At 36.5% G+C, this 16910-nt stretch carries 2 protein-coding genes; both read right to left on the reverse strand.

All coding sequences use genetic code 11. The features are described 5' to 3' along the window. Positions 1 to 3343: non-ribosomal peptide synthetase (locus tag ACCI49_RS03875; RefSeq protein WP_371837663.1), on the reverse strand; the 3343-nt coding region annotated here is incomplete at its 3' end. Further along, on the reverse strand, positions 3340 to 16350 hold the full coding sequence (locus ACCI49_RS03880; RefSeq protein WP_371837664.1) for a non-ribosomal peptide synthetase: 13011 nt from the start codon (positions 16348 to 16350) through the stop codon (positions 3340 to 3342). The genes ACCI49_RS03880 and ACCI49_RS03875, both read right to left, overlap by 4 nt. Positions 16351 to 16910 lie beyond the last annotated feature (560 nt).

Consider the following 16910-nt stretch of genomic DNA (forward strand, 5'->3'; position numbering starts at 1 on the left):
CTACTTCAAATTCCTGTCTGATCTGACTGACCAGGCGGGTAGCCAGTAGTGAGTGTCCACCCAAGGCAAAGAAGTCGTCGTGAACGCCGACTTCTGATACCTTTAAAATGTTACTCCAAAGAACACACAGCCGCGCCTCATCGTCGTTTCGTGGGGCCACATACTGCGCCTTCACCCAATCACTCTCGTCCGGTGCTGGCAGTGCTGACTTGTCTACTTTCCCATTTGGAGTCAAAGGTAACTCTGGCAAGAACACATAGACTGAGGGAACCATATACGCTGGCAAACGGGCCTTTAATGTGCGCTTATACTCTTCTATGTACTGCTGACGCTCTGCTCGTGCTGATTCTTCCTGCTCCTGCGCGTACGCCGCTGCTTCCAATACCACATAAGCCACCAGCGTCTTCTCTCGGCCTGCGTCCTCGCGGGCCTGCACCACACTGTGTTTGATACCGTTAATTTCTGATAAGGCGGATTCAATTTCCCCAAGCTCAATTCTGAAGCCGCGCAACTTCACCTGATCATCAATACGGCCCATAAACTCCAAGTTGCCATCAGGCAGCCGACGTACCAGATCGCCGGTTTTATATAGTCGGTCTTTTGGGTCACTACCGAAGGGGTTTGGGATGAATTTTTCTTTAGTTAATTCAGGGCGATTCAGATAGCCTCTCGCTACGCCAATACCGCCGATGTGTAGCTCGCCAATAACACCAATCGGTACCAGTTGCATCCGCTTATCCAGCACATGCAACTGTACATTGTCTATAGGCCGACCGATTGACACTGGCTCACTTGGAGACAACTTTGCCACGCTGGCACATACTGTTCCCTCTGTGGGGCCATATGCATTGAATAAGCGCCAGTGTTCTGACCAAGTATGGGCAAGTGAACTATCACAGGTTTCTCCTGCAACGATCAAACTCTTCAAGGCGTAAGCCTTGTCTGGAGAGATATGCGCTAACAGAGCCGGTGGCAGAGTGACATGAGTTATCTTTCGATCAACTAGATAACGCTCTAGTATCTGTGGCGATTGCCTATCTACGTGACTACAAATATATAATGTTGCGCCTTTTAGTAAGGCCATCAACCATTCGGAAACCGCAGCATCAAAACTTTGTGATGCAAACTGCAGCACCCGGCTGTGCGATTCCACTTCAAACAGCTGCTGTTGGGACTGTGCCAAATTAACTGCTGCTTGATGCGTGAGTAAAACACCCTTGGGTTGCCCTGTAGAACCAGAGGTGTAGATAGCATAAGCAAGATGCGTTGAAGACAGAGATAAAGCTTGCGCTCCCAAGTTATCTTTACTATACCCAGATAGCAACGCGGATCTCATATCTACGTCTATCGGAATAACTTTCAAGTCCTCAAATGATATTTCAGATAAAAGTTCACTTTGTGTAACTACGGTTACAACGCCTGAGTCTTTCAGAATATAATCGATATGCTCCTCTGGGTAAGTCGGATCAATTGGCAGATAGGCGCCCCCGGCTTTGAGGATACCCAATATACCGATAAGCATTTCCAGTGAGCGGTCTACACATAAGGCGATCAATCCGTCTGGCTGTGCACCTTGCTTCACCAGTAGATGTGCAAGTTGGTTCGCTTGCTCGTTGAGTTCTCGATATGTCAGAGATTCATGTTCAAACACAGCAGCAATAGCATCAGGTGTAGATTGTACCTGCTGCTCAAATACTTCGTGTATACAATACTTATCGGCATAATCTGCTTGTGTGTTGTTCCAGTCAGTTAAATTCTCATGCTCATCATCGGATAAAATATCCATCCGATTCAGGTGTTGATTTTCCTTAATTTCTGTAAAATAGATTAGTATATTCTTTAGATGTTTAAGCATTTGCTCGATTGAACTAGTTAAAAATTGCTCCTTATTAAAGGTAATCTTTAATTCAATCTGTTCCGTAAACCTAACTTCAACTGTTAATGGATAATTTGTATGGTCTGCACAATGAATTGACTCAAAAGTAATATCAGTCTCATGCTGATTATTTAGCCCTTCTAATAGACCTTCAATAGGATAATTTTCAACCAATAAAATGCTATCAAAAAGCTGATTCCCCGGTGGAATATCACTCTGCTTTTGTATCTCCGGCAATCCTAAGTAACAAAAATTTTCTCTTTCAATATTACCGATCTGCAATTGCCCATATATTGAATCCAAAGTCCAATCATCCGCAAAAGTCACAGGGATAGGTACGGTGGCAATAAATAAACCCACCATGCCTTCGACCCCCTCTATCTCTGTTGGCCGTCCGGAAACGGTAGCTCCAAACACCACCCTATCTTCACCACTATAACGATATAGTAAGTAGGACCAAGCAGCCTGAACAATGGTATTAAGTGTTCTATGCATTCTCTTTGCATAGTCTGCTATTTGTCCGCTCAATTTATTTGGTATAATTAATTTCGAAACGTGGTAATCAGGCTGATCAGAAATATAGGAAAGCCTATTAACAGCTAACGGCGTAGGATGACTGATATTCGCCAAATGATCCCGCCAAAAAATCTTGGCATTATTATGATTCTGACTAAAAAGCCAGGCAATATAATTTTTGTAAGGAATCACTGGAGATAACTCTGGAGTATCCTTACTAATTAAGGACCGATAAATTTCTATTAGATCCCGAAAAATGATCGGCAAACTCCATCCATCAATTATTATATGATGATGGGTCCAAAGAAAATGCCACTCATCATCAGAAAGACGTATTAAAGTTAATCGAATTAAAGGTGGAAAACCAAAATCAAAACCCTTATTTCTATCTGCAAAGTGTAATGCATCTAATTTTTCCTCAAAATTTTTACAATCAGATTCTCGCCAATCTTCAATTCTTATTTTTAAATCAACAGATTTATGTACAATCTGGTGTATTTGTTTATACTTTGAGTCACTAAAGCTAGTACGAAAAATACTGTATCTCTCGATCAGATTTTTCCATGCAGTATGAAATGCTACTACATCAAGATTCCCTTTGATAGAAGCATGTAATTGATTTGTGTATGATTTAGCGCTACCATCTAATATCCCATGATAAATCATACCTTCTTGCATTGGAGTTGTAATATACACATCATCCAAATATAGGTTTTTTTCCTGTATCTCATCTATTGCTTCATTTTCAAAGTTAACATAAGGAAAATCTGAAGGTTGGAAGGGGCTTGCACTCTTTAATATGTCAATTAGCTCGATTTTAAAAGACTTTAATTGAGAAATAATTGTTGACGTAATATTCCCATTCGGATCCAGGACTCTAAGATTATCATCTGCGATACTAATACGGATATCTTTTTGGCGAAGTAACTCAAAAAGCTCATCAACTTTCATATTTCAATACCTTCTAACTCAGATATTTCCCCAGTGGGCATAATCACATCAAAATTATCATCAAGAATTTTCTGCCTACACCTAAGGATTTTCAATTCCTCGGATAATTTCTTAAGTGCATGTACATATTGATCTGCAAAGCTAACTATAAACTGCTCATATATCTCATTTGAAAAACACTCAAAAGAAAAATTAAGCTCTCCATCTAAATACATTCCTGTCACAACTAATTTATTTTTCTTCTGAGCTAAAGCACTAACCGTTGAATCTGATGACTTATCGATAAATTTAAAAACATCACTTTTTAAATTTTGATCATTCTCACAAAACCTAAACAAAAGACTCTTTTCTGATTTTGAACTTGAGTTCAAAAAATCAAGTCCATCAATGGTCGACTTTATTAATCCATACCCAACCCCAGCATTAGGGATGCGACGTTTCGCTTCCTTTATTTGCTTTAATGTAGTAGAAAAGCTTTCTGGATTACTTGAGGACAAAACAAAAGGATGCACAACTTTGAAACAACCGACAATTTCACGGTTATCCACACCCCACAGATCTACAGATCTACCATCAGATTCAAGATATATTCCTAGAGATGATAAGCTAGTTATTTTGTAAAACGACGCTAACAAAGCAGTCAAAAGTAACTCGATGGTATGAGTTTTATATACACATTTCCCATCCCCAGTAATTATTTCAGAATATTTTCTTTCTAAACGAATATTGTAGTTTACGAGCTTTAAGGTATCAGAACTTATATCATGAAAGCTTTCTTTCGGAGTGTAAAATTGTTCTGATAACTGGGCTAACCAATAATCCTTTTCAGAAATAAGTTCATCGCTTCTTGAATATTTATCTAAACTATCTGACCAATTTTTAAATGGTCTCTTCTCTATTGTCTGTTTTATAACTTTAGAGGTGCGCAATTGAAGGAAGATTTGCTCGATATCAGATAGAATTATCTGCCATGAGATAGAATCAATGATGGAGTGATGCAGTATAATTAGTAGTCGGCCAGGACTTAATCCAAAATCAAAATATGCAGCTATAAATGTCGGACCATTATACGTATCAATTTTTGAATAAAGGTTTTTAGACTGCTCTTGAAAAGCAAAAGATCGATTACTTTCAGCCATATTTCTAAAATCGAAATAATAAGTCGAGCTGGCTAGCATATCTTTATTCACCTCTTGATATACGTTACTTTTCAATCTATTAAGCCGAAGCCGTAATACATCATGCCTTCTAAGCAACTCTTCTACTACAGCCGCAAGTCTGGCAGAGTTCATATCCAAAGGAGATTCCAATAGTACCCATTGATTGAAATCGCTTGAATCTCTTACCTGATTACTCAATATCTCTAATTGAGATGGCAATTTCGACTTTGCATCTTTAACTATATCTTGGTTGGTTTCAGCTTGATCTGCTAGCTCAACGACTGCTGCGAGCTTCTCAACCGTCTGATTCTCGAAGATATTTTTTAATGAAATTTGTAATCCACGCTGCTTCGCACGAGAGACAAGTTTCACTGCTACAACTGAGTCGCCTCCAAGCTCAAAGAAATTATCTTTAATAGTAACTTCATTTTCACCCAAAATTTCCCGCCATATTTCACATAAGACATTTTCCTTTGTTTTGAAAATACTGGATTTAAAACGATTCTCAACTTTAATCTCATCGAGATCAATATTTTGAACAAGGGATTTTCTATCAACCTTTCCATTTGGCAATTCAGGGAAACTATCAAAAAACATAAATTCTGACGGAATCATATAATCTGGTAACTTTCTCGAAAGAAAATCTCTGTATTTTCTAGTAAGTGTTCTATTCTTCTCTTTATCTTTCTGTTTAATAGATAACTCAGTTGAATTCAATTCAATACAGGCCACCAAGCGGACTCTTCCAAACTCTTGTTTATGGACAATCACACAATTTCTTTTTACGCCTTTTGCGCAGCTCAATTGAAATTGTATCTCGGAAAGCTCTATTCGATATCCACGAATCTTTACTTGGTCATCAATACGCCCAATAAACTCAATCGACCCATCGGGCAACCTACAGACTAAATCACCAGTTTTGTATAGGCGTGTATGGAGTGCGTCACTAAAGGGGCTAGGAATAAATTTTTCAGTAGTCAATTTTGGATGATTTAGGTAACCTCTAGATAACCCTTTACCTCCTATGTGTAGTTCTCCTACCACACCGATTGGCGCGAGGTTTTCATTATGATTTAAAACATAGTGAGTGTAGTTTTTAAGCCCGCCACTAAGTCTCATGACGTCTGAATTATTTTTAATCTCATACATCATTGACCATACTGTTGCTTCCGTTGGCCCATAACAGTTCATTAACTTGTTACAATGCGATAACAAAAATTCTGCCAACCTAGTTTCAATAGCTTCACCACCGGATAACGCCAAAAGATCACTTTTACCTTGCCACCCTACATCCATGAGTAGTTGCCAAGTTGTAGGTGTTGCTTGGAAGATATTAATATCATAAATTTCAATTAAATTTATAAGATTATAAGGATTTTTAGCGTCATCTCGTGAAGCTATGATGACTTGCCCTCCGGATAAGAGCGTACCGTACAAATCCAAAACTGAAATATCGAATGAGATAGTTGAAACAGCCAACAACTTTGTAGTGGAGCAAAATCTGCCTGCCAGGGAACTTTGTAGAGAAAATAAAAAATTCACTAATGCAGCTTGCTCTATCATTACCCCTTTTGGCTGCCCTGTGGAACCTGACGTATAAATGACATAAGCCAAACTTTGGGAGGTTAACCCGACTGATGTTGGTTTTGGATTTTGTATTGAATAATCTTCAAGTTGATTTTGAAAAGAAGGGTCATCCAGAATGATTAACTCTATTTCATTTGATGCCAATTGATCCTCTAGAGCTAGTTGAGTTAAAACTATGTCAACATTGGCATCTTGTAACATATAGGTTAGCCGTGAGTTTGGATAGCTAGGGTCCAAAGGTAAATAGGCACATCCGGCTTTCATAATAGCCAACAACGCAATTACCATATCCAGAGATCGCTCCACGCAAACTCCCAGCAACCTATTGTTTTCTATGTCATGATCTACTAGATAATTGGCAAGTTGATTTGCTTTAATATTTAGCTCTTCATAAGTTAGAGCCTCATTATTAAATACGACAGCCATAGCATTCGGCGACCGCTTCACTTGTTGTTCAAACAACTCAGAAACACTTACATCTTGTGTATATTCTTCAGCGGTATCATTCCAGTCAACCAGCAGTTGCTTTCGCTGAGATTCAGTAAGTATGGATAGTTCTTGTATTTTCTTTTCTGGCGCTGAAATAGCATCTTCAAGTAATACCTGAAAACTAGAAGCAAATCGTTCTATTGTCGCCTCTTCAAACAAGTCCTTATTATACGTCCAGACAAATATCAGCTCACGCTCACTTTCGACGATATTTATTTCCAAATCATATTTAGTTCTGCATTTTTCTTTCGACACACCTGACAGGATTACATCACCCTGAAATAATTCTTGATGTTTATTATCTTGTAGAGATAATATTATTTGGAATAACGGACTATGGTTTGTCTTATACTCTGGATTTATAGCCTCTACCAGTAATTCAATCGGAATCTGCTGATGTTCATATGCAGCTAGAATTGTCTGCCTATTCTTTTGTAAAAAATTATCGAATGGCAGGTTGACAGAAAGATCGCTTCGCAGTACCAAGCTATTGACGAATAATCCGATCAAAGAAGCATAATCTTCGTGAATCCGTCCAGAAACCGCAGTGCCAATGACTATATCTTTCTCATTACTATAGCGGCTTAACAGTATTGATAGTACCGTATGAAATAGCATAAACGGAGTCACGTCTTGATCCGTACAGAATTGCTGTATATTTTTAAGACGATTTTCATCAAATGATTGCGAGTGACACCCACCGTTAAAGCTTTGCTTGGCAGGACGTGGTCTATCTAAGGGTAAACTATGTACTGACGGCAAATCTTTAAGCTTCTTTTGCCAGTACTTTAATTGTTTTTCCAGCAATTCACTGGAGAGTAACATCCTTTGCCAAGTTACATAGTCCGTGTACTGCTTTGGTAAAGGTATTAATTGGTCATTTTTTATATGATTAATATATTCGTTGAATAGTAATTCAAATTCTTTAGAAAAAATTACCATGGAATTCCAATCAGACACCATTGGATGCATACACACAAGTAAAAGGTAGCTGTTTTCGGAACACTTTAATAGCTTAAAGCGGATTGGTAAATCTCTATTTAAATTAGATAGTCTCGTCTTTTCTAAGTATTCTAGATTAAGAATTTCAGTTCTTTTTTCAGATTCATTTAACTTGCATAAATCTACTTTTTGGACCTCAACTTGGAAACTTTCAACAACTCTATTTTTCCTAATTTCGTCTTCAACAAAAACTAAGGTTCTAAGAATCTCGTGTCTTGAGATAATTTTTGACAGTATTGTCTTAAGGGTATCAATACTAAGTGCCTTTGAGATCCAAATTTTTCCAATCAGGTTCTCAATTTTATTGTTATTATTTGAATTGCAATCAGCTATGATTACATACTGACTAAGTGAGAAATCTTTTTTATGATCTAGTTCATTAGTTACATTTTGCTCATCACTCATCTCTGTAAGCTTTTCTTTCATTTCAGCTTGATAGAATTGACTCTCTCTGTTTGTATAAGCTAGATCAGATCTATATCCAAATTTATTCTCTAATGCTGAGAGAAGTAATTTTTGCTCTGAGATAAATAGAAGGTCTTCCAGGTTCTTTTTTTCACAAAGACTTAATACTTTTAGGATAGAAAGGTAATATTTTAAAAAGTTATTTATTGTTTTTTTCTTAAATAGATTAGTATTATATACAAGCGTGGCAATATAGCCTTTTTCTTTTGAGTATTTCACATTGAGGGTAAGGTCGTGTGTAGAGAAATTTTCCTCAAACTCAATTCTCGATGCACTAACGCTCTCCAAATTTAGTTCATCTATTGGTGAGTTGCTCAATAGAAAATTGGTTTGGAATAATGGCGAATAAGCTGGATTTCTAGCGACACCAAGTGCAGAAAGGAGCCTCTCGAAGGGTAGCTCCTGGTGAGAAACTGCCGAAAAAACTTTGTCTTTAGCTCTATTTATTAGATCAGATAATGTGTCTGTTGAAGAAAACTTACTTCGAATAGCAACATGGTTAACGAAGAAACCTAGTGTTTCCTTTATATCTGATGGAGATCTATTAGAAACATCTGCCCCAATTAAAAAATCAGATTGGTTGGTAATTTTATGAAGTAAAACTTGATAAGCAGTCAATAAGATTACGTATAATGTGGCACCATGTTTTTTTGATAGATCCAGACATTGAGCGATTACGGATTCTGGTATTGCCTCACATTCTACTGACCCTTCGTAGGTCTGTACAATGGATCTATTAAAATCTAGCGGTAGCTGGAGATAATCGTTATGATGCTTTAGTTCATTTATCCAAAATGATTCCAATTCTTTATATTTATTGCTCTGAATCCATTCATTTTGCCAGATACTGTAATCTATATAAGTAGGCAGGATATTATTTTTATGACTCAATGCTTTGCCATTATAATATTGTGAAATTCTTCTAATTAATATTCTAAAAGTTTCAGCGTCCGCTGCTATGTGATGTATATTTACAATTAGAAGCCAGGTATTGTTTTGTTGTTTTATTAATATGATTCTGTATAGGTCACCTTTTTCTAAATCAAATACCCTTTGTCGCTCTTTATTGTAGTATTCTTCAGATTTTTCAATTACATTTGAAGATTTTGAAAAATCCAGGTATTTTATATTTCCTGCTTTTTTATCTCCAACGACTTGAATGACGTTGTCTTCTTCCATCAAATATCGAGTTCGGAATGTCTCATTTTCAGACAACGCTTTTTCTAGTGATTCAGTTAATGAATTCGGATTTAGTTTCCCTCTTAACTTCACTTTCTCTAGCAGATTAAATTGAGTTCCTGGGTTTTTATTATGCTGTATCCATATTCGCCTTTGTGCATCAGATATACAGCTTCGATTTTTACCTGTTATTTTTACTATATTTTTAAAGCGCTTGCTCTTATCCAATTTGCCTTTATCTATTTTGGCAAGAAGTGATTCGATTGTAGGATTTTCGTAAAAATCTTCGATAGACATTCGCACACTGAAATTCTTTTCGATTTCATGTACAAGATTTCTAGCACCTGCTAGTTTTCCACCATTTGAAAAGAAGTCGATGCCACTATGAGCTGCCCCCTCACCTAGATATTGATCCCATAGATCTATAAGTGCAGAATGTGCTGTCGAAGAATCATCATATTGATTGACTTCAGTTTGACTATCTAACTCAATGACCGCTGCTAGCTTCTCAACGGTCTGACTTTCAAAGATATGTTTCAAGGAAAATTGTAATCCACGCTGTCTGGCACGAGAGACAAGTTTCACTGCTACAACTGAGTCGCCTCCGAGCTCAAAAAAGTTATCCTTTACAGTGATACCCTTCTGATCAAAAATTTCTTGCCATATTTCACATAAAATCTTTTCCTTTTTATTTTTAACATTTGGTATAAAATTACTTTCAATTACTGATTTATTTATATCCAAGGATTTAATGGTGGATAATCGATCAATCTTTCCGTTAGGTAATCTAGGCAAGTTATCAAAAAATGTGAATTCTGATGGAATCATGTAATCTGGTAGATTTTTTGAGAGGAAATTTCTGTAAGTTTTTATTAAAATTTTTCTATTTTCTGGGTTTTTCAGTTCAAAACTTAACTCTTTTGAATTCAACTCAATACAGGCTACCAAGTGAGCCCTCCCAGAATCTCTCCCATAAACAACCACACAGCTTCTTTTTATGCCGTTTACGCGACTCAATTGAATTTGTATTTCGGAAAGTTCTATACGATATCCTCGGAGCTTTACTTGATCATCAATACGCCCTATGAACTCTAGTTTTCCGTCAGGCAACCAACAAGCTAAATCACCAGTCTTGTAAAGGTGTGTATCCAATGTTTCACTGAAGGGATTAGGGATAAATTTATCTCGTGTTAACTCTGGACGATTTAGATAGCCTCTGGATAAGCCTTTACCGCCTATATGTAATTCCCCTACTACACCGATTGGTGCAAGTTGTTCGTTATGACTAAATACATAGTGAGTGTAATTGTTTAGTGAGCCACTAAAATTCGTAACATCAGAACTACTTTCAACTTTATACATCATCGACCATACTGTCGTTTCAGTTGGCCCATAGCAGTTCATTAACTGGTGACAACGCGGTAATAAATAATCTATCAACTTCGTTTCAATAACTTCCCCACCGGATAATGCCAAAAGATCACTTTTACCTTGCCACCCTACATCCATGAGTAGTTGCCAAGTTGTAGGTGTTGCTTGGAAGATATTAATATCATAAATTTCAATTAAATTTATAAGATTATAAGGATTTTTAGCGTCATCTCGTGAAGCTATGATGACTTGCCCTCCGGATAAGAGCGTACCGTACAAATCCAAAACTGAAATATCGAATGAGATAGTTGAAACAGCCAACAACTTTGTAGTGGAGCAAAATCTGCCTGCCAGGGAACTTTGTAGAGAAAATAAAAAATTCACTAATGCAGCTTGCTCTATCATTACCCCTTTTGGCTGCCCTGTGGAACCTGACGTATAAATGACATAAGCCAAACTTTGGGAGGTTAACCCGACTGATGTTGGTTTTGGATTTTGTATTGAATAATCTTCAAGTTGATTTTGAAAAGAAGGGTCATCCAGAATGATTAACTCTATTTCATTTGATGCCAATTGATCCTCTAGAGCTAGTTGAGTTAAAACTATGTCAACATTGGCATCTTGTAACATATAGGTTAGCCGTGAGTTTGGATAGCTAGGGTCCAAAGGTAAATAGGCACATCCGGCTTTCATAATAGCCAACAACGCAATTACCATATCCAGAGATCGCTCCACGCAAACTCCCAGCAACCTATTGTTTTCTATGTCATGATCTACTAGATAATTGGCAAGTTGATTTGCTTTAATATTTAGCTCTTCATAAGTTAGAGCCTCATTATTAAATACGACAGCCATAGCATTCGGCGACCGCTTCACTTGTTGTTCAAACAACTCAGAAACACTTACATCTTGTGTATATTCTTCAGCGGTATCATTCCAGTCAACCAGCAGTTGCTTTCGCTGAGATTCAGTAAGTATGGATAGTTCTTGTATTTTCTTTTCTGGCGCTGAAATAGCATCTTCAAGTAATACCTGAAAACTAGAAGCAAATCGTTCTATTGTCGCCTCTTCAAACAAGTCCTTATTATACGTCCAGACAAATATCAGCTCACGCTCACTTTCGACGATATTTATTTCCAAATCATATTTAGTTCTGCATTTTTCTTTCGACACACCTGACAGGATTACATCACCCTGAAATAATTCTTGATGTTTATTATCTTGTAGAGATAATATTATTTGGAATAACGGACTATGGTTTGTCTTATACTCTGGATTTATAGCCTCTACCAGTAATTCAATCGGAATCTGCTGATGTTCATATGCAGCTAGAATTGTCTGCCTATTCTTTTGTAAAAAATTATCGAATGGCAGGTTGACAGAAAGATCGCTTCGCAGTACCAAGCTATTGACGAATAATCCGATCAAAGAAGCATAATCTTCGTGAATCCGTCCAGAAACCGCAGTGCCAATGACTATATCTTTCTCATTACTATAGCGGCTTAACAGTATTGATAGTACCGTATGAAATAGCATAAACGGAGTCACGTCTTGATCCGTACAGAATTGCTGTATATTTTTAAGACGATTTTCATCAAATGATTGCGAGTGACACCCACCGTTAAAGCTTTGCTTGGCAGGACGTGGTCTATCTAAGGGTAAACTATGTACTGACGGCAAATCTTTAAGCTTCTTTTGCCAGTACTTTAATTGTTTTTCCAGCAATTCACTGGAGAGTAACATCCTTTGCCAAGTTACATAGTCCGTGTACTGCTTTGGTAAAGGTATTAATTGGTCATTTTTTATATGATTAATATATTCGTTGAATAGTAATTCAAATTCTTTAGAAAAAATTACCATGGAATTCCAATCAGACACCATTGGATGCATACACACAAGTAAAAGGTAGCTGTTTTCGGAACACTTTAATAGCTTAAAGCGGATTGGTAAATCTCTATTTAAATTAGATAGTCTCGTCTTTTCTAAGTATTCTAGATTAAGAATTTCAGTTCTTTTTTCAGATTCATTTAACTTGCATAAATCTACTTTTTGGACCTCAACTTGGAAACTTTCAACAACTCTATTTTTCCTAATTTCGTCTTCAACAAAAACTAAGGTTCTAAGAATCTCGTGTCTTGAGATAATTTTTGACAGTATTGTCTTAAGGGTATCAATACTAAGTGCCTTTGAGATCCAAATTTTTCCAATCAGGTTCTCAATTTTATTGTTATTATTTGAATTGCAATCAGCTATGATTACATACTGACTAAGTGAGAAATCTTTTTTATGATCTAGTTCATTAGTTACATTTTGCTCATCACTCATCTCTGTAAGCTTTTCTTTCATTTCAGCTTGATAGAATTGACTCTCTCTGTTTGTATAAGCTAGATCAGATCTATATCCAAATTTATTCTCTAATGCTGAGAGAAGTAATTTTTGCTCTGAGATAAATAGAAGGTCTTCCAGGTTCTTTTTTTCACAAAGACTTAATACTTTTAGGATAGAAAGGTAATATTTTAAAAAGTTATTTATTGTTTTTTTCTTAAATAGATTAGTATTATATACAAGCGTGGCAATATAGCCTTTTTCTTTTGAGTATTTCACATTGAGGGTAAGGTCGTGTGTAGAGAAATTTTCCTCAAACTCAATTCTCGATGCACTAACGCTCTCCAAATTTAGTTCATCTATTGGTGAGTTGCTCAATAGAAAATTGGTTTGGAATAATGGCGAATAAGCTGGATTTCTAGCGACACCAAGTGCAGAAAGGAGCCTCTCGAAGGGTAGCTCCTGGTGAGAAACTGCCGAAAAAACTTTGTCTTTAGCTCTATTTATTAGATCAGATAATGTGTCTGTTGAAGAAAACTTACTTCGAATAGCAACATGGTTAACGAAGAAACCTAGTGTTTCCTTTATATCTGATGGAGATCTATTAGAAACATCTGCCCCAATTAAAAAATCAGATTGGTTGGTAATTTTATGAAGTAAAACTTGATAAGCAGTCAATAAGATTACGTATAATGTGGCACCATGTTTTTTTGATAGATCCAGACATTGAGCGATTACGGATTCTGGTATTGCCTCACATTCTACTGACCCTTCGTAGGTCTGTACAATGGATCTATTAAAATCTAGCGGTAGCTGGAGATAATCGTTATGATGCTTTAGTTCATTTATCCAAAATGATTCCAATTCTTTATATTTATTGCTCTGAATCCATTCATTTTGCCAGATACTGTAATCTATATAAGTAGGCAGGATATTATTTTTATGACTCAATGCTTTGCCATTATAATATTGTGAAATTCTTCTAATTAATATTCTAAAAGTTTCAGCGTCCGCTGCTATGTGATGTATATTTACAATTAGAAGCCAGGTATTGTTTTGTTGTTTTATTAATATGATTCTGTATAGGTCACCTTTTTCTAAATCAAATACCCTTTGTCGCTCTTTATTGTAGTATTCTTCAGATTTTTCAATTACATTTGAAGATTTTGAAAAATCCAGGTATTTTATATTTCCTGCTTTTTTATCTCCAACGACTTGAATGACGTTGTCTTCTTCCATCAAATATCGAGTTCGGAATGTCTCATTTTCAGACAACGCTTTTTCTAGTGATTCAGTTAATGAATTCGGATTTAGTTTCCCTCTTAACTTCACTTTCTCTAGCAGATTAAATTGAGTTCCTGGGTTTTTATTATGCTGTATCCATATTCGCCTTTGTGCATCAGATATGCAGCTTCGTTTTTTACCTGTTATTTTTACTATATTTTTTAAACGCTTATTCTTATCCAATTTACCTTTTTCTATTTTGGCTACTAGTGATTCGATTGTAGGATTTTCATAGAAATCTTCGAGAGACATTCCGACACTGAAAGTCTTTTCGATTTCATGTACTAAGTTTGCAGCTCCCACTGAATCCCCGCCACTTGAGAAGAAATCTACTCCATTATGAGCTGTCCCCTCCCCTAGTAATTGATTCCATAGTCCTATAATAAATAAGTATGCTGTCGAAGACTTGCCATCTATAGAAATATTTCTACATTTAGTATCAATTTTTATGTCAGGAAATATTTCAGTTAGTTTTCCATCTGAAACCATGCGAAGAGTTCGTTGTCTTTGAACTTTTCCACTAGATGTTTTGGGTAAGTCACCTACATTAACAAATATAATACGTGAGCTGAGATCAAACTCTTTAGAAAGAACGCATTTGATAGCACTTTCCGTCTCTTTTTTAGTGTGCGTTCTTGTATCTCGCTTTGATAGTTCTTGTACCACGATCACATCAATAGAGTCATCAAATTGATTATCTATAACAGCACAATTGCCGCTTTGAAATAGTTTACTTGAGGAATATATTTCTTTTTCAATATCCTGCGGGTAGTAGTTATTTCCTCTGACAATTATTAGATCTTTTATTCTACCTGTAACATACAACTCATTTTTATCAATAAAGCCTAGGTCGCCAGTTCTCATATATCCATGATCATCAAATGATAGTGATTGTCTAAATTTGTTCTCATTCTGACATCCTTTCATCCAATAACCACTTGAAATACTCGGGCCTTTAACCCAAATCTCTCCAATTTGTCTTTCTTTCAGTTCCTTTAAGTTACTTTGGTCTACTATTTTTATTTTATGATTTGTATGTGCATGCCCACACCCTACAAGAGATACAGAATCAGCGTTTCTAGTTGGTATAGCTTTATTTTTGAGAAGCCCAGATCGATCAAAATTTGTAATGACAGGATCAAGGTTCGGATTGCCGCCTGAAACAAAGACTGTAGCCTCAGCCATCCCGTAACTAGGGTAGAAGCTGGAAAATCTGAAACCTGCAGAGGAAAATCTTTTATTAAAGTTAAGCAAAGTATTCGAGCTGATTGGCTCCGCTGCATTGAAACACACTCTCCAACTTGATAGATCTAATCCCGTAACATATTCCGTAGAAATTCTAGTAACGCAGTGATCAAATCCAAAGTTTGGTGCCCCTGCAATTGTTCCTCCGTATTTAGATATAGCCGCTAACCAGGATCTCGGATTTTTAATAAACCTTATGGGGGACATTAAAATTGTCGTGGCACCTAAGTACACAGGTAATAATACCGTGTTGACTAACCCTAAATCATGAAATAGCGGTAACCAGTTTACGAAAATATCATTTTCATCTGATTGAGTAGCGACTTTTAGCGAATTGAGGTTTTCTATTATATTTTTATGTGAGACTAACACGCCTCTTGGTGAGCTGGTTGATCCTGATGTGAATTGTATAAATGCAACGTTTTCTCTGTCTCTTTTCGTTTTTCTTGTATCACGGGAATCAATTAACGAATCTGTCTTAATCACACTAAATGTACTTAGTTCGTGATCCTCAGAAATCCTAGACTGAAGCCTACTTGTGCCATCTGACTGTGTCAAAATTGCCTGAATTTTGCAGGATCGTGAGACACTAATAATATTCTTTAATGATTGTTTCCGCCTAGGAATACTCTGCGGTATGGGAATGAGCCCAGCATAAAGACACGCAAAAAATGCACATACAAAATTTAGTCCTGCGGGATATAGAAGTAAGATTTTGTCACCTGCTTTAAATCTAGAAGCAAGAACATTAGCAATCTGGGTCACCTTATAATCAATTTCACTATAGGTCATATTTACTTCTCCATCCGTGTCAACGAATGAAAAAGCAATCTTCCCACTACATTTTGAAGCTCTCTTCTTTAATATGGAAACAATGTCTTCAGTAATAGAATCCATCATAAAGATCTTGTCCTTTTTTATTTACGCTGATCCTATATGCCTGCTGCATAAAAAACTTTTCACCCATAAAAATAATATCTTTTATTAATCTTATGGTTTAGAAGGCGGATCTAAAGTTTGAGGGAAGTTGGTATTTTACTTGTATGTTTTATTTGTTCTTCTGTTCACACAATAAAATCTTAGGGGATTCATATCTATAATGCCCTTCTTCCCAAATGAAGTTCAAAGGTTATCACGTCTGTTCATCCAATTTTTGAACGGCTTCGTTACGAAATGATAATAATTATTTCCTCTGGTGCCTTTGAAAGTTTAACCTCATATTTTTTTATTATCTAAAAGACCACAATTCGATACCGAGTAACTTAACGAGCAATCTAGTAAGGAACGCTGAGATTCATGTTGAAATAATTACCGCCTTTTGATTGGCAGCCGATACTGGGATTGATTTTTTATACTGATAAGGTTTTGGGGGTTCTATATCAGTCATTATTTCTTTAACTGTTGGTAGCGCTGCAATACTACCATCAGATAAGTAGATGAGTGATCTTTATTAAATTTAT

The organism is Microbulbifer epialgicus (assembly GCF_041447265.1).
Lineage (GTDB): Bacteria > Pseudomonadota > Gammaproteobacteria > Pseudomonadales > Cellvibrionaceae > Microbulbifer > Microbulbifer epialgicus.

Excerpts from the sequence above, each read along its gene's own strand:
- ACCI49_RS03880 (WP_371837664.1), bottom strand. The coding sequence starts at position 16,350 with ATGATGGATTCTATTACTGAAGACATTGTTTCCATATTAAAGAAGAGA.